This is a genomic window from Curtobacterium sp. MCSS17_007 (assembly GCF_003234175.2).
In the GTDB taxonomy this organism is placed as follows: Bacteria; Actinomycetota; Actinomycetes; order Actinomycetales; family Microbacteriaceae; genus Curtobacterium.
Genome location: NZ_CP126257.1, coordinates 388,639 through 411,365, shown reverse-complemented (window position 1 = coordinate 411,365; position 22,727 = coordinate 388,639). Strand labels below are relative to the sequence as shown.

Sequence of the window (22,727 nt, the reverse complement as noted above, 5' to 3'; positions counted from 1 at the left end):
CCTCGATCTCGATCGCGGTGCTGCTCCCCCGGACTGCGACCCGAGCATGGTTCGGGGGCGCTGGCGACCTGGCGGACGTACACCCAGCGGTCTGGTTCTTCGCCGCCGGTGCCGGGGTGACCCTCTGCTCCCGCGGCACCCGAGAGCCGTTGCCCAGGTCCGTGAGGCTCCTCCTCACGGGACTCGTGGCCTGGGTCGCCGTCGGGGTCACGCTCTGCACCGTCGCCCACGGAGTCGCGGACGGCGCGGCGTTCATCCGGATCTGGGCACTCCCCGCCGTCGCCTTCGTCGCGATCATCACGGCCGTCTGCGCGGACCCGTCCCGGAAGGTCGTGCCGGCAGTCCTCGCTGCGGTCTTCGCCCTCGCGGCGATCGAATCCGTCCTGTCGCTGGCGCAGCGCACGGTCGGTGCCGCGGTCGTCTTCGAGGAGTACCGGTCGCCGCTCGCGTGGATGGCACGGACAGGCCGGAGCGCGGGGACGTTCGACACCCCGCTCGACCTCGGTGCATTCCTCTCGATGAGCCTCGCCGTGGTCGGCCTCGATCCCAAGCCGTGGCGGCGGTGCAGCTGCGCGGTCCTCCTCACGCTCGGCATCGTCTGCACCGGCTCGAGGACGGCCATGCTCCTCGCTGTGGTCCTGCTGCTCGCCGCCCTGTTCAACCACCGGACGTCCCGGTTGTCCGAGCCGGTCCTCGCGGCTGCACTGCTCGCCGGGGGGCTGTTCCTCGCGACCTCGGCAGCAGCGGCCTCCCTGTTCGAGCGGTTCGGCGCCCGCGGGTCGCTGTCGACGTCTGCCCGTGAGCTCGCACTCCACACCGGTCTGCAGTTCGTGCAGGCCAGACCCCTGACCGGAAGCGGCCTGGGCTTCAGTTACCGGTGGGTGGAGGCGAACCTGCCGAGCAGTTTCGAGAACGCCTACCTCAGCCTCGCTGCCGGAGCAGGCACCCTCGTCTTCGCCGGTCTGCTCGGCGTGCAGGTCGCGGCTGTCCTGCTGGTGCCGTCACGACCGCGGTTCCGCACGCGCTCGATCGGTGTCGTCGCCATCACGTGGGGTTTCGCCTACAGCTCGTACGGCGCGACCAACACCTTCGGTCTGCTCGCATGGTCGTTCATCGCGGTCATGGTCGCGGCGCTGGTCCAGCGACCAGAAGGCGGATCGTCGTCACGTGGGGAGCTGCGCGGCAGTCGGCGGCGCTGCCCCCGGGAGGCCGGCCGTGCGCTCCGCTGACGGTCGGCGACGCGGTAGGTCGGTGTCCGGAGCACTCCTCCGGAACGCGCTGGGCAACGTGGCGGGCCCGCTCGCCGGACTGGCGAGTGCTCCGCTACTCGCTCACGGTCTGGGAGTGGACGGTCGAGGCGAGGTCGCGGCGGTGACTGCTCCGATCCTCCTGGCTGCCACGGTGTCGGCCGTCGGGATCCCTGATGCCGTCACCTACTTCGTCGCTCGAACGCCAGGGTCGGCGGGCACCGCGCGGAGACGGGGATCGGCACTCGTCGGCATCGCCGCCCTCACCGCCGCCGTCGTCGTCGTCGCTCTCGCGCCGACCCTGGCGGCGGGCTCGCACGAGCTGACACCGCAGATCGCGGTCCTGGCACTGACCGTCGTGCCGAGCGCACTGGTCGGGATCCTCCGCGGTACCGCCGCCGGCCTCGGGCACTGGGGGCAGATCGCGATCGAACGCACCGTCGGCCCGGCGGTCCGCCTGGTCGCCTTCATCGTGCTCTGGCTCAGCGACTCGCTCTCCGTCGCCTCGGCGGCGACCGTGATCACGCTCGCTCCCGTGATCAGCGGCTTGGCGTACCTCCGGTCAGACTGCCAGAGGACCGCGCGGGACGACGAGGCCGAGCCGGAGGACTCACTCCGAGAGCAGGCCGCGGGCGTCGTACAGCTCCTGGGTTACGGGACCCGAGCCTGGGTCGGTTCGCTTGCCGGCGTCGCGCTCAGTCGTCTCGACCAGGTGTTGATGACGCCGCTGGGTTCCACCGAGCAACTCGGCCTGTACGCCGTCGCGGCGACGATCAGCGAACTCCCACTCGTGCTCACCACAGCTGTCCGCGAGGTCGTCCTGACAACGCATGCGCGCGATCCGGACGAGCACGCCCTTGCACAGGCCGGACGTACCGCGTTCGCGGCCAGCGCGGCAGCAGCCCTCCTCATCGGGGCGAGTGCCCCGTGGTGTCTCCCGATCGTCTTCGGATCCGGTTTCGACGGGGCCGTGCCCCCGACCGTCGTCCTCCTCGTCGCCGTGACGATCGGCGTACCCGGCTCGGTCGCGGGCGCAGGGCTGAGCGCTCGGGGCCTCCCGCACCTCCGGAGCGCCTCCATGGTCATCGGCGCCGTCGTGAACGTCGTCGCCCTCGTCGTCCTCGTTCCGTCGTGGGGAGCAGTCGGCGCCGCGGTGGCGACGCTCGTCTCCAACGTCGTTGCCGGTTCGATCAACGTCGGACAGGTGTCCCGTCTGACAGCGCAGTCGTTCGCGTCGTTCCACATCCCCACCAGGGCTGACGCCTCCTGCGCACTCCGGTGCGTCCGGCGGTGCTGCCGGACGCACCGGCTCGGCTGAACACGAGATCGGAGCCCACTGTCACGTCGTCTTGCATGTTGGATGTGGAGTACGCAACCCTGAGCTCCGCCCGTGTCAGGATCGTCCCGTGTCCAGCGCGCGCCTCCCGTGGATCGACATCGCGAAAGCACTTGCCGTCGCCGCGATCGTCCTCGTGCACACTGATGCCAGCCTCTCTGTCGAGCGCGCTTCCGGACTCGGGGCAGCCGCGTCGATGTCGCTCGGCGTGCTCTTCCTGGTGTCGGGCTTCGTCGTCCGCAACGACGTCGTCGGGGAACGGGCAACCGGGCGAACCGTAGCGAACAGGATGGTCGGCCTGCTGTGGCTGTACGTCCTGTGGAGCCCTGTCGTAGTGGCCCACCGGCTGCTCACGAGCCTGGCGGACGGGCGGGTCGACCTGTCCGGTGAGGTACTCCGGTTCCTCGCCGTCCCGGTGCGCCCGAGCGGTGAACTGTGGTACCTCTGGGCGCTGGCGGTGCACCTCCTCGTCACGTTCTGGACGCGCCGGGCGCCCGCCGCGGTTGTGCTGGTCCCGGCTCTGGCCGTCTTCGTGACCGTCCAGGGCTGGGGGAAGGACGTCCTCGGTGGACAGACCTGGCACCTCCTGGGCCCCGGGTTGCAGGGACTCCCGCAGTTCGCACTCCTGACGCTGCTCGGTGCGCGAACACCGGGCGTGATCACGAGGATCAGCGCGCTCCGGACTCGCTGTGCGCTGCTCCTCGCGGCCGGGACGTGGTCGTTCGTGGCCACCCTGCAGACGTTGCACCCACCGCACATCGCGCCGGCGACCACCCTGATCGGAGTCGTGGCGACGCTCGCAACGGCTCGGTCGCTGCTCGCGTTCCCCTGGGGACGAGCGCTGGCGTGGGCCGGAAGCAGGTCGATCGCGCCGTATCTCCTGCACATGCTCGTCATCGCCGTGCTCGTGATCGCGCTCGGCGGCCGACCTCCTGTGGCGATGGGACCGGCAGAGCGGACGGCGGCAGCGGGTCTCGTGTTCACCGCTGCCGTCGCCGTCCCGTTGGTGGTGCACCGGTGGACCGCCGGGACGAAGCTCCAGTGGGTGTTCCGCGTCCCACCGGCGTTGCTGTCCGTGCTCGGCCGCTGGTCGACCCCGAGGGCGCACAGCGGGCGTGTCAGCCGACCGTGCGTGGGGCGCTCGGCGAACAGACCACGGTAACGTCGATCCCGTGCGATGGAGTCGAGTGGGCTGGCCCGGGGTCGGGTACGTCTCCCTCGAGGACGTCGAGGGCTACCCCGAGCACCTCGCCCGCCTGGTCACCGATGCACCCCCGTCCGTCGCGGCCCTCGCGTCCGTGACGTGGAACGAGGCACGCATCGCCGAGTGGCACGAGGCCGCCACCACGACGCCGACCGGCGGCCCGGACACCGCCGGCATCGACGAGGCTCCGACCCGCACGGTCCGATCCGTCGTCGTGGTCCGGACCGACGAGGTCCTCGACACCCCGGACGGCCTGTGGCGCCGCTGGAACCACGCGCGCGTGACGCTCGAGTTCCACCGCGCCGTGCTCGAACCCGAGGACACCGCGCCGCTCGCCGTCCTGGCCGGCGACGTGCAGGTCTCCCGCGGCGAGATCGCGCACGTCGATGCGGACGTCTGGGAGCTCCGACTGCTGCTCTCGCCCACCGGCGAACTCGCCGTGCACTTCCGCGACGTGGTGGTCGAGGTCCGTCCCGTCGCCGAGTCCGCGTGGTCCGACCTGGAGTCACGCCCCGCCCACGGCTGGCACGGCCCGGTGCCGGACGGCTGGCTCGAGTGGGCCGCCCCCGCGGTTCGAGCAGCGGGCCACGGCGACGTCGGCGGGCTCTCGCTCGAGCTCGACGGCTTCGGCGTGGACCCGACCGGCATCGACGAGGTCGACCCGCGCTGGGGCTTCGCCCCGCTGCACGCCGCCGCCTGGTTCGACCGACGCGGCACGACCGAGGCCCTCATCGAGCGCGGGGCGGACGTCACGGTGCTCGACGCGGAGGGCCGGACGGCGCTCGACATCGCCCGCGAGCGCGGCTCGCGCAAGGCGGAGGAGGTCCTCCTCGCCTGGTTCGACGCCCACGCGGTCGGCGAGGCGTACGTGGCCGACGACCCCTCGAGCGACGAGGCGACCCGCTGACGGTTCCCGCGGCCCCGCGTGCCACGTCGATGGAGCAGGAACTGTCGGGAGCGTCGGCCGGACTCGACGGTTGCTGCTCCACGACGGAGGAGCAGCAACCGCAGAACGGACGGGAGGCCCGTGGCGGCATCGCCGCGGGCCTCCCGTCCGCCACCCGGTCGCGTCAGTCGCGACGCGTCTCGAGCGCGTTCGCCTGCGCGACCTTCCCGTACCAGCGCGCCGAGTCCTTCGGCGTCCGCGCGAACGTCTCGCGGTCCCATGCCACGAGCCCGAAGGTCGGGCGGTAGCCGGAGGCCCACTCGTAGTTGTCGAGGAGCGACCAGTGCTGGTAGCCGAGGACTTCGATGCCGTCCTCGATGCAGCGGTGGATCCCCTCGAGGGCACCCTGCGTGTAGGCGACCCGCCGGGAGTCGTCGGCGGTGGCGATGCCGTTCTCGGTGATCATCAGCGGCACGTGCCCGGACAGCTCCCACGCGCTGCGGAGCCCGTCGGCCGACGCCTCGGGGTAGAACTCCCACCCGGTCAGGGTCGTCTCGACGTCCTCGGACACGGGCAGCGGCCCCTTCGGCCCGATGAACGTGCGTGTGTACGCCTGGACGCCGAGGAAGTCGTCGCCGGCGGCCTGCTCGAGGTACCAGTCGTCGCGCGGGTAGCCGTACTCACGGAGCATCTCCTCGGAACCCTCCTCGCCGGAGGGCTTGAACGCCTGTGTCGCGATCGTCCAGCCGGACTGCAGGCCGGACACCTGGGAGAGGACCTCGCGGGACCGCTTGTGCGACGCGAGCAGCTGGTCCGCCACGTGCAGGTCGGGGTTCGGCAGGCCGTAGGCGACGAGGTTCGACGCGTCCTCGCCGCCCGCGAGCATCGCCGCGATGTTCGGCTCGTTGATCGTGCAGACGTAGCGGACGCCGTCCTGCACGACGGGGAGCGCGGCCTCGGTGTACCGGGCGAACAGGTCGGCGGCGTCGTCCGCGCGCCAGAAGCCGTCGCGCTCGAACCACCGGGGCACGGTGAAGTGCATGAGCGTGACGATCGGTTCGATGCCGGCGTCGTGGCAGGCCTCGACCATGCGGCGGTAGTGGTCGATCTCGGCGCGGGACACGTGACCGCGCTCGGGCTCGATGCGTGCCCACTCGATGCTGAACCGGTAGGAGTTCAGGCCGAGGTCGGCGGCGATGCGGATGTCCTCGCGGTACCGGTGGTAGCTGTCCGCGGCGTCGCCGGAGGGTTCGACGATGGTGGTGTCGGGCTCGTGCTCGTGCACCCACCAGTTGCTGTTGACGTTGTTGCCCTCGATCTGGTGGGCGGCGGTGGCGGCGCCCCAGAGGAAGCCGTCGGGGAACTGCAGCGTGGTGATGATGGAGCCTTTCAGGTGCGAGCCGGCGCATGCCGGCCGAGGAAGTCGTCGAAGAGCGCGATGGTCGCGGCGGGGTTCTCGACGTGGGGGCCGTGGTAGCTCGTGGGGACGACCTCGTAGCGAGCGCCGGTGTCCTCCGCCATCTGCCGCTGCCACGGGATCGGCCATGCGCCGTCCCACTCGCCGTGCGCGACGAGGACGGGGAGCCCGGTCGCGCGGAGCTCGGCGGACGCGTCGGTGTGGTCCTCGAGGATGTGCCCGCCCGCGACGACGCTCAGGGGGCTCGTCGCGTCGAAGCGGTCGCGGACCATGCGGACGTCGTCGGGGAGCTCGTCGTCCGGACGTCCGGCCCAGAGGGGGTTCGTCGCGTCGAACAGCTGGCGGAGGTTCCCGCCGGTGTCGTGCAGGATCGTCAGCTCGGTGACCTTGCGGTAGGGCCAGCCGTACGGGCCGGAGCAGAACTGCACGACGCTGCGGAACGACTCCGTTGCGGCGATCGCGGCCGCACGGGCGATCACGCCGCCGAGCGAGTGCCCGATGAGGTGCACCGGGGCGCCGCCGTCGAGCAGGGCGGCCACCCGGACGACGTCGGCGGCCTCCTCGTCGAGGGAGTAGTCCGACGGTGACGTCGGCGCAGCGGAGTCGGCCTGACCGCGGCGGCTGATCGCGACCGCGGTCCAGCCGGCGTCACGGAGGAGCGGCATGAAGGTGCGCCAGTCCTCCTTCGAGCCGGTGTACCCGGGGACGATCAGGACGGTGCCCTTCGACTCCCCCGCAGGGACCACGCGGTAGGCGGTGAGCCGTCCGACGGGCAGGTCGATGCCGACGACGTCGACTCCCTCGGGCGTGGGGAGGTGGCCGAAGGGCGCAACGGCAGGGAACTCGTGGAGGGTGCTCATGCCAGCAGCGTCCTCCGCGGGTTCGGCACCGCGTCCAGCAGCGCCACCGTGTAGTCGTCCTGCGGGTGCTGGAGCACCTCGGCCGTCCGGCCCCGCTCGACCACGGCGCCGTCGTGCAGCACCATGATGTCGTCGGTGATGAGCCGGGCACTCAGCAGGTCGTGCGTGATGTAGAGGAGCGAGACGCCCCACTGCTCCCGCAGGTCCTCGAGCAGCGCGAGCACGCCGGCCCGCAGGGTGACGTCGAGCATCGAGACGGGCTCGTCGGCGATGATCACCTGCGGGTCGCTCGCGAGCGCCCGGGCGATGACCACGCGCTGCCGCTGCCCGCCGGAGAGCTGGTGCGGGAGCTTCTGCGCGAACTGCTCGACGGGCGTCAGGCCGACGGTCTCGAGGATCTCGAGCATCCGGCGCCGGGCATCGCGCCCGCGGAGCCCGGTGTAGTTCGCGATCGGCCGGGACAGGATGTACTCCACGGTGTGCAGCGGGTTGAGCGCCGCGTACGGGTCTTGGAACACCATCTGCACCTCGGAGCGCAGGTCCTTCAGCCCCCGCCTCCCGAGCTTCGTCACGTCCGTGTCACCGAAGCGGACCGTGCCCGAAGTCGGCTGCTCGACGCCGGTGAGCATCTTCGCGATGGTCGACTTGCCCGAACCGGACTGGCCGACGAGGGCGAGCGACTGCCCGGGCTCGAGGGTGAACGACACGTCGCGGACGGCCTGCACGGGCTGCTCGCCACGACGGGGTGCCGGGTACGTCTTGACGAGGTGGTCGACGACGATCGGGTTCTTCGCGGCGGAGCGCTCGCGGGAGCCGACGGTGCTGAACGACGACGTCGTCTCCTGCCGCGTCGCCCCCTCGGACGATCGCAGTGACCGGTCGGGGAACCCGGGCAGGCTGACGATCTCCGCGCGCGGGTCCGCGTAGTGCGACAGCAGCATCTTCGTGTAGTCGTCCTGCGGGTCGCGGAGGACCTCGAGCGAGCGGCCGTCCTCGACGATCCGCCCCTCGTGCATGACGAGCACGCGCTCGGTGGCCTCGAGCACGATGCCGAGGTCGTGGCTGATGAGGATCGCGGTGAACCCCTCGGAGCGCTGCAGCTCGATGATCGTGTCCATCACCGCGTGCTGCACGAGGACGTCGAGGGCCGTGGTCGGCTCGTCGAACACCATGAGCTGCGGTTCGAGGGACAACGCGAGCGCGATCGAGACGCGCTGCCGCATGCCGCCGGAGAGCTCCCCGGGGTACCGCGCGAGCATCGTCTCGGGCAGCTTCACCTTGCCGATCAGCTCGCGCATCCGGGCGTCCCACCGCTCACGCGGCACGTGGCCGTGCGCCTTGAAGACGTCGATGAAGTGGTTGCGGACCGTGCGCACCGGGTTGAGCGCGTTCATGCCGGACTGCAGCACCATCGCGAAGCCGCCCTGGCGCTGCTGCCGGAGTGCCTCGTCGTCGAGGTCGCGGATGTCCGCCCCACCGAAGACGATGCTGCCGCCGTTGGTCCGCGCCGGGGGCTTCTGCAGCCGGGTGAGCGCGTAGCCGAGGGTCGACTTCCCGGAACCCGATTCGCCGACCAGGCCGACGAACTCGCCCTTGCGCAGCTGGAAGGAGACGTGGTCGACGGCCTGGACGGCCGTCTGGCCGGCCGACTCGTAGACGACGGACAGGTCGCGGACGTCGAGCAGGACGTCGTGCTGGGTCGTGTCGGACGGGAGGCGCGTGGCGGTGCCGCCACGGGCCTCCAGGCCGTCGCTGGTTGCGCCGCTCATGCGGTGACCTCCTTGCGCTTGCGGCGCGCGCCCTCGCGCAGCCGCGGGTTGGACACGGCGTCGACGCCGAAGTTGATCAGGGTCAGGCTCATCGCCAGGAGGGCGATGCAGAGGCCCGGGGCGAAGAGCAGGATCCACTGGCCGGTGAGCAGTGCGTTCGAGTTCTGCGCCCAGTAGAGGATCGTGCCCCAGCTGACGATCGACGAGTCGCCGAGCCCCAGGAACTCGAGGCCGGCCTCGGCGAGGATCGCGCTCGTCGCCGCGCCGAAGAAGCTCCCGACGATCAGGCTCGTCATGTTCGGCAGGATCTCGCGGAAGACGATGCGGGTCGCGCCGTCGCCGGAGAACTGTGCGGCGGTGACGAAGTCGCGGCTGCGCAGGGACTGGGTCTGGCTGCGGAGGACGCGCGCGCCCCACGCCCAGCCGGTGACGACGATCACGGCGATGATCACCGCGATGCCGCCGTTCTGCAGGTACGCCGCGATGACGATCATGAGCGGGAGCCCCGGGATGACGAGGAACAGGTTCACGATGAACCCGATGACCTCGGCGACCCAGCCGCGGATGTAGCCCCAGCTGAGACCGATCGCGACGGCGACGAGCGTGGACAGGAAGCCCGCGACCGCACCGACGAGCACGGAGACCCGGGCGCCGTAGATCAACTGGGAGAGGACGTCCTCGCCGGCGGCGGTGGTGCCCATCCAGTGCGCCCACGTGGCGTCGGCGTTCCGTTCGAAGCCGTTCTGGCTCGCGCCGTAGGGGGCGAGGAGCGGGGCGAACAGGGCGATGAGGACGAAGGCGCCGAGGATGCAGATGCCGACGCGGGCCTTGGTGTTGCTCCAGACGACGCCGAACTGGCGGGCGGCGGCGCGCCACTTGGACGGGGCGGCCTGTTCTTGTGTTCTCACTGCGACAGTGCTCATCGTCGAGTCCTCGGGTCCAGGACGCCGTACAGGACGTCCACGATGAAGTTGGCGATGAGCACCGACACGGTGATCATCAGGAAGAGGGCCTGCATGAGCGGGTAGTCCTGCCCGATCACGGCGTTGAACAGCAGGTAGCCGATGCCCGGGTAGCCGAACACCTGCTCGACCAGGACCGAGCCGCCGACCACGCCGCCGAGCGCCAGACCGAAGCCGGTCAGGTTCGGCAGGATCGCGTTCCGGGCGGCGTAGCGGACGGCGACCGTGCGACCGCGGAGGCCGTTCGCCTCGGCGAAGGTCACGTAGTCGTCGCCGAGGGTGTTGATCATCGCGTTACGCATGCCGATGATCCAGCCGCCCAGGCTCGTCACCAGGATCGTCACCGCCGGCAGGATCGCGTGCCGCAGGACGTCGCCGATGTAGGTGCCGTTCCAGCCCGGCACGCTCGTCGCGGACGAGGCGCCGGTGGTCGGGAACCAGTGCAGGACGTAGCCGAGGAAGAACAGCAGCAGGAGCGCCGTCCAGAAGTACGGGAACGTCGACATGAAGGAGCCCGACAGGGTCGGGAGCGAGTCGAGCCAGGTGCCGCGCTTCCAGGCCGCCGCGACGCCGATCAGGGTGCCGATGACGAACGCCAGGATCGTCACGGTGCCGACGAGCACGAGCGTGTACGGCAGTGCGCGGCCGACCAGGTCGCCGACGGGCTGCGGGTAGAACGTGTAGCTCGTGCCGAAGTCGAGGGTGACGACCTGGTGCAGGTAGCTGACGTACTGGTCCCAGAGGTTGCCGCTGGGGACGCCGAGCTGGGCCTCGATGGCCTTCTTCGTCGCGTCGGTGACCGGGCCGTTCTGGCTGAGCTTCGCGAGCGCCGCGTCGGACGGGCTGCCCGGCATGAGTCGCGGGAGCACGAAGTTCAGCGTGACCGCGGCCCAGAGGGTCAGGACGAAGAGGACGAGTTTCTGGAGGATGTACTTCACTTGGCCTGCTCCTCCAGGATCTTCCTGCCTGCTTCGCTGTCACGGAGTCGGAGCTTCGTGAAGATCAGCAGCGGTGCCGAGTCGTAGTTCTGTGGTGCCATGTACGGGTCCTCCGCGCTCGGCCAGCCGACGAACTTGCCGGTGTTGAACAGGCCCCAGAGGCCGCCGTAGTACATGCCGATCACGGGCAGGTCGTCGTACACGATGGCCTGCAGCTGGTTGAGGATCTGCTGCTGCTCACCCCGGTCGGTCGTACCGCGGTACTCGTCGAGGAGCTTCTGGGTGTCCGCGTTCTTGTACCGCTCGAAGTTGTTCACCGTCGACTTGCCGACCGGCTGGTAGAAGTCGCTCGACAACAGCGAGTTGTAGGCCTGGAAGACGTCGCCGTTCCCCATGCCGCCCATCGCCATGTCGAACTTGCCGTTGTTGATGTTCTGCTGGTAGCCGGCGGGCTGCGGCGCCTGGATCTGCACCTTGATGCCAATCTCCCCGAGGTCGCGCTGCACCTGCTGGGCGGCGCGGAGCCAGTCCGAGTACCCGTTCGCGGTCATCAGGTTGATCTCGAGCTGCTTGCCGTCCTTGACGAGCTTGCCGTCCTGCTGCTCGTAGCCGGACTTCGCGAACTCGGCGAGGGCACGGTCGGTGTCCTGCGTGATCATCCCCTTGTCCGGGATCGACGGGTCGAGGTACTGCTCCTGGTTCGGCAGGATCAGGCCGGTCTGGCCAGCGGCGCTGAGGTTGCCCTCGGAGGCGGTCTCGGCGATGCCGTCGCGGTCGAGCGCGTACGAGATGCCCTTGCGCACGTTGACGTCGTCGTACGGCGCCTTCGTCAGGTTCGGGATGAGGCCGATGACACCGCCGGCCGGGAACCACCACCTGTTGTCGGGTGATGCGGCGCCCCACGTGCCCTTGACGTCCGAGATGAACGAGTACGCCCAGTCGTAGCCGCGCGTGACGGTGTCGAGCTGCGTGTTCGTCGCGGGGAGCACGAGGTGCTTGATCGCGATCTCGTCGGCCTGCCAGTACGTCGGGTTCTTGTCCATCGAGTACTGCTGGTCGGAGTAGTTGCCGAGCACGAACGGGCCGGTGCCGACGGGGTTCGGGTCACGCCAGGTGACGGGGTCCTTCACCTTGCCGTAGTGGTGCTCCGGGAGGATGTACGTCGCGCCGATGATGTTGAGGCTCGGGACGTCCTCGCCCTTGAGGTGGAAGACCAGGTGGTCGCCGTCCCGCTCGATGCGGTCGATGTGCTGCCACGCACCCTTGACGTCCATCGCGGGGAACTTCTTGAGCAGGTCGAACGTGAAGAGGACGTCCTCTGGCGTGAACTTCGTGCCGTCGGACCACTCGACGCCCTTGCGGATCGTCATGTCGATCGTGCGGGCGTCGGGCAGCTCCCACGAGCTCGCGAGCCACGGGGTGCCCGTGCCGTCGAGGGGGTTGATCTCGATGAGCGGCTCGTACATCCACTTGCTCGCGGTGCGGGCGTTCGGGATGTAGGGGTTGAAGTTGCGGTCGAACAGCGGGTTGCCACGGTCCGCGTTGATGAGCATCGTGTCCTTGCCGATGCTCGGGTCCGGCTGGGAGCGGACCTGGATGCTGCAGCCGGTGGCCACGAGGGCCACGACCGCGAGTCCAGCGATGGCGGCGGCGATGCGGCCGCGGCGTCGGGCGGGGGTGTGCGGCGCCGGTGGCGTCCGCGGTCCCTCCGGGCGCGGGTCGCGGTGCCCGCGCGTGCGCTGTGGGGGAAGCGTCATTGCTCGGTCGACCTCCGTGTCGAGTGTGTACTGCAGCCAATGTATGCGCTTACATGTCGGCGCGCAACTGCCGGGTCGCGACGAGGAACAGCGGCGGAGCCGGAGACTCTGCTCTCCATGCTGTCTCACATTTCACCGGTTAAAATATCGGCGGAGAGGAGCACGCATGCAGCGAGCGGCGATCATCGGCACGCGGGGGTACCCGTCGTACTACGGGGGGTTCGAGACGGCCGTCAGGCACCTCGCCCCGCACCTCGCGGACGCCGATTGGGAGGTGACCGTGTACGGTCGCCCGGGTCAGGAGCGCGACGACGACCCCACCCTCGACCGCCGGGTGATCCGTCGGACGACCCGCGGCACCGAATCGAAGTCCCTCTCGACCATGACCTTCGGGCTGACCGCGACGCTGGACGCCGTCCGTCACCGACCCGACGCGGCGCTCGTGATGAACTGCGCCAACGGCTTCTGGTTGCCGCTGCTCAGGGCCGCGGGGATCCGCACGATCGTCAACGTCGACGGACTCGAGTGGCAGCGAGCCAAGTGGGGTCGACTCGCGCGAGCGGTCTTCCGGGCCGGGGCCTGGTGCACCGCGCGGTTCGCTGACCAGCTGGTCTTCGACGCAGAGGCCATCCGCCGGTACTGGGAGCGGGAGTTCCGGTCGACCGGCGTGATGATCCCGTACGGCGGCACCGAGGTCGACTCGCTCCCCCTCCACGCCGACGATGCGCACCTGGCGGGGAAGCGGTTCGCCCTCGTCGTGGCTCGCTTCGTCCCGGAGAACACCGTGCCGCAGTTCCTCGCTGCAGCGGAACGCATCGCCGAGCGTCACCCGGTCGTGATCGTCGGGTCGTCCGGGTACGGCGGCGAGCTCGACGACCGCGTCGCAGCGCTCGCCGCGTGCAATCCCGAGGTCCACTGGCTCGGTCACGTCGCTGACGACGAGCGACTCCTCGCACTCTGGCACCACACGAGTGCCTACTTCCACGGCCACAGTGTCGGCGGCACCAATCCGGCACTGGTGCAGGCCATGCACTGCGGTGCCCCCACCGTCGCGCGGGACACCGTCTACAACCGCGAGGTGCTCGACGGCACCGGCGCCGTCTTCATCGCCCCCGAACCGGACGCGATCGCCACCGCCGTGATCGACCTGCTCGAGGACGAAGAGCGTCAGCGGGCGATCAGCCGGCAGGTGCGCGACCGGGCGCGGACCGCGTACACCTGGGACGGTGTCTGCTCGGCGTACGAACGGGCACTCCGCGGGACCGTCGCGACGACGACGCGGAAGCGGCGGAGCGGTGAGATCGGTCAGCTCGACAGCGCGGACAGCGCCGAGCAGGACGACCTGGCAACCGCCGGACGCTGAGGAGGCCCGGGTCTCCCGGCGTCGCGCGGCGACGGTCCGGACCCGAGCAGCGAGCGGCGGAGGGCGTTGCCGGAGCGGATCGCGCGGTCGACACCTACAGCGCCGGCGGGCAGCTCTCGCGCAGCAGCACCTCGACCGGCAGCCGGACGGCCCGCGGAGGCCCCTCGCGCCGCTCGAACCGGTCGACGATCGCCCGGACGGCCGCACGCCCGAGCTCCCCCATCGGCTGGTGCACCGTCGTCAGGCGCGGCGCCGAGAAGCGCCCGGCGTCGATGCCGTCGAAGCCGGTGACCACGACGTCCTCCGGCACCCGCAGGCCCCGCGCTCCGGCGGCGTCGAGCACGCCGAGCGCCGACTGGTCGTTCGAGCAGATCACGGCACGTGGGACGTCTGCGCCGTCGAACAGGGTCGACGCGAGCTCGCGGGCGCGTGCCCGCCCGAAGTCGCCGTGCACCACGCGGACGTCGGAGCCGGTCAGGTCGTGGTCCGCGAGTGCCTGTCGGAACCCCGCCCACCGCTCCATGTCGTCCGGCGAGTCGATCGGCCCCGCCAGGTACGCCAGCGACCGGATCCCGAGCCGCCCGATCACGTGCGACGCCAGCGTGCGCATGCCCGCGGCGTTGTCGACGCTCACGGAGTCGAAGCCGTGCGACCGTCGATCGTCCGCGAGCACCACGACCGGGATGCGCCGTGCCACGTGCTCGAGCAGGTCGTCCGGCACGGTCTGTGCCAGGACCGCCAGCCCGTCGACCCGGCCCGCGACGTCGTTCACGATGACGTCCCGCGAGGACCCGCGCCCGGCCGCCACCATGAGGGCGAGCCCCCGCTGCCACGCCTCGGTCTCGGCACCGCGGAGGACCTCGTCGAAGTACAGGTTCGAGGAGAACGGCTGCGTGACGTGCCGCCGGTCGTCGACGACCCGGACACCGCCGTCGGTGACGAGGTCGGGTCGCTCGTCCGGCACGACGTCGAACCCGGGCAGCAGCAGACCGACCACGCCGGTCCGCTTGCCGGCCAGGGCCCGCGCGTTGCCGGACGGCACGTAGCCGAGGCTCCGGATCGCCGCCTGGACGCGGTCGCGGGTGCCCTCACGGACGGCATCCGGCGTGCGGAGCACGCGGGAGACGGTGGCGATCGAGACGCCGGCCTCGGACGCGACGTCGTAGACCGTGGGAGGTGCGGTGCGCTGCGTGCTCATGCCGTGCCTCCCGTCCGACGTGCGCCTCGCCGCCGCGCCGGTGCGCGGCCGCACCATCCTAGGCACGGGCTCGCTCCCGACTCCTCCACAGGTGCGCCGACACCCTTGCGTCCGACGGACAGGCAGGCGCAGACTGTTGCGACCTCAGAACGTCCCGTGAGGAAGCGCACCGCCACGGTGCCCACGCACACAGGAGGAACTCTCGATGTCCCAGCAGACGCGGTCCGGCAGCAAGCACGCCATCCGACTCACCACCGACGAGGCCGAGGTGCGCGACGCACTCCTCGACCACACCGAGCACGGGGCGGCATGGGCCGCCCAGGACATCGACGGATCCGAGGAATCCACGACCAGGGCCTGACCGGCCGGGAGGCACGGGTCGGGTCCTCCCCCGCTCGTGCCCTCCCGCGGTCGGTGCGGCAGCAGACAGCGTGGCCGCAGCCGGCGTGGCAGCAGCCGGCTCGACGGCAGCCTGCGGGTCAGCGGTCCGCCGTGTCGACCTGGTCGTGCTCGCCGCCGAGCAGTGCGGGGCTGCCCACGATGGCCATGCCCGCTCCGCGGAGGCGCCGTCGCTCCTGCGCGATCCACGCGAGCAGACGGTCGTTGGTGCCGGCGACGTGCGCCGCGAGCAGTTCCGCTGCACGGTCCGCCTGCCCGGCGCGGACGGCGTCGAGGATCGCGCTGTGCTCCTCCCACGCGGCCTCGCGGGCCTCGGCGGTACGGACCTCGATCCACCGCGTGCGCTCGAGGCGTGTCAGTGCGTCGGCGATGGCGTCGGTGATGAACCGGTTGCCGCCGAGTGCGGCCAGGTCGAGGTGGAACGTCGAGCCCATGCGGATCCCGGCCTCGCGGTCGGGCGTGCTGCGGAGCTGGTCGAGGTGCGCACGGACATCGTCGAGCTGCTCGGCCGAGGCACGCTCGACGGCGAGCCGGGCGGCCGCGGGTTCGAGCACGCCCCGGAGTTCGGCGAGGGAGGCGATCTCGTCGAGGTCGATCGGCGTGACCGTCCACGAGCGCCCCTCGTGGAGGATGAGCCCCTCGCGCTCCAAGCGAGACAGCGCTGCCCGGACGGGAGTGCGCGAGGCGTGGAAGCGCCCTTCGAGACCACGCTCCGAGATGCGCTCACCGGGTGCGATGTCGAGCGTGAGGATCGCCTCGCGCAGGTTGTCGTAGAGCTGGCTCGTCTGCGACACGGGCACGGCGTTCTCGGTCGTCTCGGTCACGGCGGACCAGCATAGTGCGGATCCACGAGGGTTGGTATACCGTGATGGTATACCAATTGCTTCCAGAACGGAACCACCGTGCCCGTGCAGACCGCCACCGCGCCACCGACCGTCGTCCCGGCCCGGGCGTGGACGATGCTCGCACTCGGTGTCGCCGCGCAGGCCGCGGGGACCCTCGTCGTCTCCGCGCCGGCGCTCCTCATCCCACACCTGCTCGCGCAGGGGATGCCGTTCGCGTCCGCCGGGCTCTTCGCTGCTGCGCCGACGATCGGGCTCGTCCTCACCCTCATCGCCTGGGGTGCGGTGACCGATCGGGTCGGTGAACGCGTGGTGATCGCCGGTGGTCTCGCGCTGACCACCCTGACCGTCGTCGGTGCGTGGATCACGGCCGGAGACCCGCTCCTGCTCGGCATCGCGTTCCTGGCCGCCGGCATGACGAGTGCGTCGACGAACGCGGCGAGCGGGCGGGTCGTCGTCGGGTGGTTCCCGAAGGAGCGCCGGGGTCTGGCGATGGGCATCCGGCAGATGTCGCAGCCGCTCGGTGTCACGCTCGCGGCCGTGACGGTTCCCCTGCTCACCGAGACGGACGGCATCCGGAGCGCCCTGCTCCTGCCGTTCGCGCTCTGCGCCGTGCTCACCGTGCTCTGCGCCGTCGGGATCGCCGACCCGCCGCGGCCGCCAGCGGCACCCGCAGCGCGGTCTGCGTCACCCACGAACCCCTACCGCGCGTCGACGTTCCTGTGGCGGGTGCACCTGGTCTCCGTGCTCCTCGTGGTGCCGCAGTTCACCCTCTCGACCTACGGCCTGGTGTGGCTCGTGGGCCTCGGGTGGTCCACCCCCGCGGCAGGGCTGCTCGTGGGGGTCTCGCAGTTCGTCGGTGCCGTCGGCCGGATCATCGTCGGCGCGTGGAGTGATCGCGCGGGTTCCCGGGTCGGGCCGCTGCGGATCGTCGCGGTGGCGGCCGCCGCGGTGATGGGCGCGCTCGCGCTCGTCGACGTGTCGCACTGGGCGCCCGCAGCGGTGTTCCTCGTCGTCGCGACGAGCGTCACCGTCGCCGACAACGGGCTCGCGTACACGTCGGTGGCCGAGGCGGCGGGAGCGTCCTGGTCAGGCCGGGCGCTCGGGGCGCAGAACACCGGGCAGTTCCTCGCGGCGAGCGCCGTCGGTCCGGGGGTCGGCGCGTTGGTCGGGGCACTCGGCTTCGCGGCGTCGTTCGCGATCGTGGCCGCGCTGCCCTTGCTCGCGCTGTCGGTCGTCCCGCGCAGCGACGTCTCCCACGACTGACGCGCGACGTCCGGCCAGGGCGTGGGACCGGCGACGGCGGGACGCAACGTCGGCGGTTGCTCGCAGCGCTGTACCGCTGCGAGGAACCGCCGACGTTGCGTGTTGCGGAAGGGGTCGGGCGGGTCAGGCGGGGACGGCCGGGCCCACCGGCCACCGCAGGAGCGCGGACGCCGGGGCGCCGCTCGGCAGCGACGCGGCGTTCACCAGGACGAGTTCGGCGTCGGTGAGGACCACCGCTCGCACGAGCGCGCACACGGCCGGCACCTGACCGAGCACGGTCGCTCCGGCGGCCTGCTCCGGTGCGGTCGCGACCCACGGCGCGGCGTCGAGGGCCAGGAGCGTGCGGTCGCCGAGCGCCCCCGCGTCGAGCGCGACGACGGCCGCCTGGGCCTGCTGCAACGCGGACACGACGGCGCCGAGCCCGCTGACGCTCTCGTTGTCCCCGCGTCCCTCGTGCGTGCGGAGCAGGTCCTGCACGTCGTGTCGCCGCGTCGCCAGGATCCGGGCGAGAGCGAGGTCGACGTGCTGCACGAGCGCCTTCTCGGACGCATCGTCGGCGCGCGGGTCGACCGCGACCTCGGTGACGAGTGCGCGGGTCGACGTCGAGAGCTCGCCGCGGAGCAGCTCGCGGGCGCGGATGTCCCCGGCGAGCACGATGAGGCGGGGCGAGGTCGCCCGGACGGTCTCCTCGATCGCCGCCGCGACCTCGCCGGCGGTCTGCTTCCAGATCTCCTCGGTGTGCTGGTGCCAGTGCGGCTGCGACCAGCCGCCCCCGGTCTTCGACTTGTGCAGCGTGTCGGTGCGACCCTGGATGCGCTGTTCGTCCTCGGCGGCACCGCTCGGTGCGTGCCCGAGGCGGTAGCCGCGGAAGCCACCGCCCTCGCGCCCGACGGTGACGACCAGGAACGGCAGGTCGAACGGCCGGTGCGCGAGCAGGGGCAGCAGGTCGGGGACGGCCCCGGTGCCGATCGACTCCCTCCCGTGCAGGTGTCCGGGCAGCACCTCGCTGAGCACGAGCTCGTCGTCGCGGACGAGCACGTACCGGGCGACGGGTGCGGGCACGCCGGGTTGCTCGACGAGCTCCTCCTCGATGATCTCGGCGGCGCGGGCGGAGCACCCCTGCTGGGCGAGCGCGTCGGAGACCGTCCGGCGTTGCAGGGCGGCGAGCCGACGCGGGTCCTCCCGGTTGCCCGAGGCGTCGACGTACGCCCACGTCCAGGTGCCCGGCGTCTGGAGCGCCCGGACGACGTCGGACTGCAGGGCGCTGGTCTCACGCGTCGTCTGCGCCATCAGCGGTCGCCCTCCTCGTCGGTCTCGGTCGTGAAGACGGTGTCGGAGCCGGACCCGTCCGCCGTGGTGTCGGTGGAGTCGTCCTGCAGCGACCCCTCGAGCTCGCCGTCGTAGCCGGAGGCCGTGACCGTCTCGGCGTCGTCGGTGTCGTCGGGCACCGGCTCGGACTGCCGGAACTCCTCGACGTGGGCGTTGCTGCCGTGCCCCTGCACGATGCTCTGCGCCTCGTGCGCGAGCTGCTCGTCGAGTTCCGGTCCGTGCGTGCTGTTCCCGCGATCGGTCATGGCGTGTCCTCCCGTTCGTGCCGCCGACGGCGCTGTCGGGCCGCCCGCGGCTTCGGTGTTCTGCGTGCCGTCCACGCTGCGCCCCGGGCACTGACGGCGCTCGGAGGTCGGAGCGAACACGCAGCTGGGTGCCTCGGCAGGCACTCCGGGCCCCGGTGGAACACGGTTCGGTCACGACGTTCTGTGGATACTTCGTGAATGCACAGCAGCGCTCGGTTTTGTGCTTTGCTGGCGGGGAACCCGATCCGACGACGAACCGGAGCTCAGGCAATGACGCCGACCCCATCGCAACGAGTGTTGTCCAGAAGGAACCTGTTGGGCCTCGGGCTCGGCACAGCAGCGGCGGGGTTGCTCGCCGGTTGTGCCGTCCCTGGCTCGACGAACGTCAACAAGGCGGCGCTGGTACCGGCCGCCGCCGGCGGTGAGACCGTCCAGCTCACGTACTGGGCCTGGTTGAAGGACCTGCAGAAGGTCTGCGACGTCTGGAACGCGAAGAACCCGCGGATCCAGGTCACCGCGAACTGGATCCCGGGCGGCACCGCGGGCGGGTACCAGAAGATGTACTCGGCGCTCGCGGCCGGAGGCGGCCCGGACATCGGGCAGGTGGAGTTCCGGCAGATCCCCGAGTTCATGCTCGCCAACGGCCTGGTCGACCTCGCCCGGTACGGCGCGAAGGACGTGCAGTCGAAGTACGACGAGGCAGCGTGGTCGCAGGTCGAGTTCGTCGACGGCGTGTACGGCATCCCCCAGGACACCGGCCCGATGGGCTTCTACTACCAGACCGCGGTCCTCGAGCAGGCCGGCGGCGAACCCCCGACGACGTGGGACGAGTGGCGTGACCTGGCAGACAAGGTGCGCGGCACGGGGAACGGCAACTACCTCGAGGTCTTCCCGGTCTCCGACGCATCGCCCTTCGCCGCGTACGCGCAGCAGGCCGGCGCCCGCTGGTTCCGGACCGACGGCGACTCGTGGGTCGTCGACATGACCGACGACAAGACGATGATGGTCGCCGAGTTCTTCGACGGGGTCATCGACGAGAAGCTCGTCGACACCAGCGCCGGCGCCTACTCCCCCGGGTGGTACGCCGCCGCCGCGAGCGGCAAGATCGCCGCCGTCACGAGCGCGAGCTGGGGTGACGCCCTCATCCAGTCCGTGCAGGGCGGCGAGGGCAAGTGGAAGGTCGCGCCGATGCAGACGTGGGGCGACACGGGCTACGGCTCGAGCTCGATCGGCGGCTCGACGGCCGCGGTGCTGGCGAACGCGAAGCACCCGGAGGAGGCGCTCGAGTTCATCACGTGGATGACCACCTCGAAGGAGGGCGTCGACGCGATGATCAAGTACTGCGGCATCGGGTGGTCGCCGGCGAAGGACTACATCGGCAAGGCCCGCCAACAGCCGTCCGAGTGGTTCTCCGGGCAGAACTACAACGAGGAGGTCTTCGTCCCCTCGGCCCAGGAGCAGAACCTGGAGTGGTCGTGGTCGCCCGTCACCCAGTCGGCCTTCACCAGCCTGCAGAACCAGTTCCGCCGCAAGCTCACCGGCGGGCTGAAGCTCACCGACGCGGTCGAGCTCGCCCAGCGGGAGATCGTCCAGTCCTTCACGGACAAGGGCCTCAGCGTCAGGACCGCACGATGACCGCCACGCAGCCGGGCTCCGGCTTCCGCACGAGCACCAAGGCCACCAGCGCCCAGAAGCGCGCCCCGTGGATCCTGCTCGCCCCGTTCCTCGCCCTGTTCGTGCTGACGTTCATCATCCCGATCATCAGTGCGCTCTTCCAGAGCTTCACGACCGTCGACCGCGAGGGCCTGTTCGGCGAGGACGGCGTCACCGGCCGCTTCGCCGGCTTCGACAACTACGTCACCGCGCTGAACGACGCCGGGTTCGTCGGCTCGATCTGGCGCATGCTCCTGTTCGGCATCGTGCAGGTGCCGGTGATGATCGTCCTCTGCACGATCCTCGCGCTGCTGCTCGAGTCGGCGAGCGCCCGCTGGCCCGCCTTCTTCCGCGCGGTCTACTTCATGCCGTACGGCGTCCCCGGCGTCATCGCCACGATCCTGTGGTCGTTCCTCTACGTGCCCGGCCTGTCCCCGATCGTGTCGCTGCTGCAGTCGATGGGGCTGCAGCCGGACTTCCTCGGCGCGAACAGCGTGCTGTGGTCGATCGCGAACATCGTCACGTGGACGTACACGGGCTACAACATGCTCATCATCGTGGCGCAGCTCAAGTCGATCCCCGGCGAGGTCTACGAGGCGGCGAAGATGGACGGCGCCGGCCCCTTCCAGGTCGCGTGGCGGATCCAGATCCCGCTCATCGCACCGGCCCTGGTGCTCACGACGGTCTTCTCGATCATCGGCACGCTGCAGCTCTTCGCCGAGCCGCAGATCCTGTCGACGGTCGCGCCCGCCATCGACACCGAGTACACGCCGAACTACGCGGCGTACACGAACGCCTTCGCGTTCAACGAGTACGGCGTCGCGAGCGCGCAGGCCGTGATCATCGCGCTGGCCGCGTTCATCCTGTCGTTCGCGTTCCTCGCGCTGACGAACCGTGCGCCGAAGAACGAGCGCGACCAGAAGAAGCGGGCCAAGCGCGACGGCCTGGAGGCGCGGCGTGCGCTCCAGACGCGCGCCACGTCCGCCACCGGGTCGCGACCCGCCACCGGTGTCGCGAACCGCAGCACCACCACCGGAGCCGCCACGGGCCTCCAGACCGACCGCAAGGGGGCGGAAGCATGACCAGTGAAGCCATCGAGGCGCCGGTGACCAAGCAGGCCGCCGAGCCCGTCGACACCACGTCGATCACGGCGCACCAGCGCCGCAAGCTCGATCGCTCTCCCCGCTCGCAGATCGTCGTCACCGCGATCCTGGTGATCGTCGCGGTCTACTTCCTCGTGCCGCTGTACTGGGTCGTCATCGCGGCGACGAAGACCACCGGTGCCCTGTTCGCGACGAACGGGTTCTGGTTCGGCGGCGAGTTCGCGCTGTTCAGCAACATCCAGCAGGTGTTCTCGTACGACGGCGGCATCTTCGTCCGCTGGATCGCGAACAGCGTCCTGTACTCGGGCGTCGGCGCGGTCCTCGCGACCTACTTCGCCGCGGCCGGCGGGTACGCGCTCGCGAAGTACGAGTTCCGCGGGCGGCAGCTCGTGTTCGGCACGATCCTGGGCGGCGTGCTCGTGCCGGGGACCGCGACGGCGCTGCCGCTGTTCCTGCTCTTCTCGACGATGGGCCTGACCGACACGTACTGGAGCGTGCTCATCCCGAGCCTCGTCTCGCCGTTCGGGCTGTTCCTGTGCCGGGTGTACGCGGCGGCCTCGGTCGACACGGCGCTGCTCGAGCAGGCGCGCATCGACGGCGCCGGAGAGCTGCGGATCTTCCACACGATCGTGCTCCGCCAGATGACCCCGGCGCTCGTGACCGTGTTCCTGTTCCAGGTCGTGGGCATCTGGAACAACTTCTTCCTGCCGCTCATCATGCTGGCGGACCAGAAGCTCTACCCGATCACACTGGGACTCAACAACTGGCGGGCACAGGTCGATCGTCTGCCAGAGTTCTACCAGCTCACCACCGGCGGCGTGCTCGTCTCGGTGATCCCGCTGGTGATCGCGATCATCGTCCTGCAGCGCTTCTGGCGCGGGGGCCTCACGGAAGGATCGGTCAAGGGTTGACCATCGCTGCTCACTCCCCCTCCACCTCGGCCACGGCCGCGC

General features: G+C 70.7%; 19 protein-coding genes and 1 pseudogene. 10 read left to right on the top strand and 10 right to left on the bottom strand.

Annotated features, from left to right (window positions below; translation table 11 throughout):
- The first annotated feature begins 161 nt into the window (after nt 1-161).
- From DEJ22_RS02045 to DEJ22_RS02030, 4 genes are all read left to right on the top strand, one after another.
- Nucleotides 162-1,229 (top strand): O-antigen ligase family protein, encoded by a 1,068-nt coding sequence (locus DEJ22_RS02045; RefSeq protein WP_146241728.1) that lies wholly within the window; start codon nt 162-164, stop codon nt 1,227-1,229.
- On the top strand, nt 1,168-2,565 hold the full coding sequence (locus tag DEJ22_RS02040; RefSeq protein ID WP_349775154.1) for a lipopolysaccharide biosynthesis protein: 1,398 nt from the start codon (nt 1,168-1,170) through the stop codon (nt 2,563-2,565). The genes DEJ22_RS02045 and DEJ22_RS02040 overlap by 62 nt, the downstream gene beginning before the upstream one ends.
- A gap of 88 nt (nt 2,566-2,653) precedes the next feature.
- Nucleotides 2,654-3,745: an acyltransferase family protein gene (locus DEJ22_RS02035; protein ID WP_181430734.1), complete on the top strand. Its 1,092-nt coding sequence runs from the start codon at nt 2,654-2,656 to the stop codon at nt 3,743-3,745.
- A gap of 10 nt (nt 3,746-3,755) precedes the next feature.
- Nucleotides 3,756-4,694, top strand: a complete 939-nt coding sequence (locus DEJ22_RS02030) for an ankyrin repeat domain-containing protein (protein ID WP_181430735.1) — start codon at nt 3,756-3,758, stop codon at nt 4,692-4,694.
- 163 nt (nt 4,695-4,857) lie between these two features.
- Here the strand turns inward: DEJ22_RS02030 and DEJ22_RS02025 are convergent, their stop codons facing one another.
- From DEJ22_RS02025 to DEJ22_RS02000, 6 genes are read right to left on the bottom strand one after another with little or no spacing between them, the layout of a single operon-like run.
- Entirely contained in the window at nt 4,858-6,054 is a 1,197-nt protein-coding gene (locus tag DEJ22_RS02025; protein WP_111226956.1) for a family 1 glycosylhydrolase, read from the bottom strand.
- Nucleotides 6,055-6,062: 8 nt separating this feature from the next.
- Nucleotides 6,063-6,950, bottom strand: a complete 888-nt coding sequence (locus DEJ22_RS02020; protein ID WP_111226806.1) for an alpha/beta fold hydrolase — start codon at nt 6,948-6,950, stop codon at nt 6,063-6,065.
- On the bottom strand, nt 6,947-8,719 hold the full coding sequence (locus DEJ22_RS02015) for an ABC transporter ATP-binding protein (RefSeq protein WP_258379598.1): 1,773 nt from the start codon (nt 8,717-8,719) through the stop codon (nt 6,947-6,949). The genes DEJ22_RS02020 and DEJ22_RS02015 overlap by 4 nt, the downstream gene beginning before the upstream one ends.
- The gene (locus DEJ22_RS02010) at nt 8,716-9,642 is read right to left on the bottom strand and encodes an ABC transporter permease (RefSeq protein ID WP_111226807.1); all 927 of its coding nucleotides are present in this window, start codon (nt 9,640-9,642) and stop codon (nt 8,716-8,718) included. Before DEJ22_RS02010 ends, DEJ22_RS02015 begins: the two co-directional genes overlap by 4 nt.
- Nucleotides 9,639-10,619, bottom strand: coding sequence for an ABC transporter permease (locus tag DEJ22_RS02005; protein ID WP_111226808.1), 981 nt, complete (start codon nt 10,617-10,619; stop codon nt 9,639-9,641). The genes DEJ22_RS02010 and DEJ22_RS02005 overlap by 4 nt, the downstream gene beginning before the upstream one ends.
- Nucleotides 10,616-12,376, bottom strand: coding sequence for an ABC transporter substrate-binding protein (locus tag DEJ22_RS02000; RefSeq protein WP_258379599.1), 1,761 nt, complete (start codon nt 12,374-12,376; stop codon nt 10,616-10,618). Before DEJ22_RS02000 ends, DEJ22_RS02005 begins: the two co-directional genes overlap by 4 nt.
- A gap of 166 nt (nt 12,377-12,542) precedes the next feature.
- Between DEJ22_RS02000 and DEJ22_RS01995 the strand changes: the two genes are divergently transcribed.
- Nucleotides 12,543-13,739, top strand: coding sequence for a glycosyltransferase (locus DEJ22_RS01995; protein WP_111226810.1), 1,197 nt, complete (start codon nt 12,543-12,545; stop codon nt 13,737-13,739).
- Nucleotides 13,740-13,833: 94 nt separating this feature from the next.
- Here the strand turns inward: DEJ22_RS01995 and DEJ22_RS01990 are convergent, their stop codons facing one another.
- A complete protein-coding gene (locus tag DEJ22_RS01990; RefSeq protein ID WP_181430736.1) occupies nt 13,834-14,937 on the bottom strand; it encodes a LacI family DNA-binding transcriptional regulator in 1,104 nt (367 codons plus the stop codon).
- 205 nt (nt 14,938-15,142) lie between these two features.
- Between DEJ22_RS01990 and DEJ22_RS01985 the strand changes: the two genes are divergently transcribed.
- Nucleotides 15,143-15,298, top strand: coding sequence for a hypothetical protein (locus DEJ22_RS01985; protein WP_181430737.1), 156 nt, complete (start codon nt 15,143-15,145; stop codon nt 15,296-15,298).
- Nucleotides 15,299-15,416: 118 nt separating this feature from the next.
- On the opposite strand, the gene DEJ22_RS01980 is transcribed toward DEJ22_RS01985, so the two are convergent.
- The gene (locus tag DEJ22_RS01980) at nt 15,417-16,160 is read right to left on the bottom strand and encodes a GntR family transcriptional regulator (RefSeq protein WP_258379600.1); all 744 of its coding nucleotides are present in this window, start codon (nt 16,158-16,160) and stop codon (nt 15,417-15,419) included.
- Nucleotides 16,161-16,295: 135 nt separating this feature from the next.
- On the opposite strand from DEJ22_RS01980, the gene DEJ22_RS01975 reads away from it, so the two are divergent.
- Entirely contained in the window at nt 16,296-17,444 is a 1,149-nt protein-coding gene (locus tag DEJ22_RS01975; protein ID WP_111226959.1) for an MFS transporter, read from the top strand.
- Nucleotides 17,445-17,567: 123 nt separating this feature from the next.
- On the opposite strand, the gene DEJ22_RS01970 is transcribed toward DEJ22_RS01975, so the two are convergent.
- Complete coding sequence (locus DEJ22_RS01970) at nt 17,568-18,734, bottom strand: baeRF2 domain-containing protein (RefSeq protein WP_111226812.1); 1,167 nt, start codon at nt 18,732-18,734, stop codon at nt 17,568-17,570.
- Nucleotides 18,734-19,018 carry a hypothetical protein gene (locus DEJ22_RS01965; RefSeq protein ID WP_111226813.1) on the bottom strand — a complete coding sequence of 95 codons (285 nt, stop codon included), beginning with the start codon at nt 19,016-19,018 and terminating at the stop codon, nt 18,734-18,736. Before DEJ22_RS01965 ends, DEJ22_RS01970 begins: the two co-directional genes overlap by 1 nt.
- Nucleotides 19,019-19,288: 270 nt before the next feature.
- Here DEJ22_RS01965 and DEJ22_RS01960 point away from each other — a divergent pair, with 270 nt between their 5' ends.
- The 3 genes and pseudogenes from DEJ22_RS01960 (at nt 19,289) to DEJ22_RS01950 (ending at nt 22,685) form a co-directional block, all read left to right on the top strand.
- A complete protein-coding gene (locus DEJ22_RS01960; RefSeq protein WP_111226814.1) occupies nt 19,289-20,653 on the top strand; it encodes an ABC transporter substrate-binding protein in 1,365 nt (454 codons plus the stop codon).
- A pseudogene (locus tag DEJ22_RS01955) lies at nt 20,650-21,567 on the top strand (carbohydrate ABC transporter permease); the annotation flags it as partial. The gene DEJ22_RS01960 and the pseudogene DEJ22_RS01955, both read left to right, overlap by 4 nt.
- A gap of 209 nt (nt 21,568-21,776) precedes the next feature.
- The gene (locus DEJ22_RS01950) at nt 21,777-22,685 is read left to right on the top strand and encodes a carbohydrate ABC transporter permease (RefSeq protein WP_374109357.1); all 909 of its coding nucleotides are present in this window, start codon (nt 21,777-21,779) and stop codon (nt 22,683-22,685) included.
- Nucleotides 22,686-22,727: the final 42 nt, after the last annotated feature.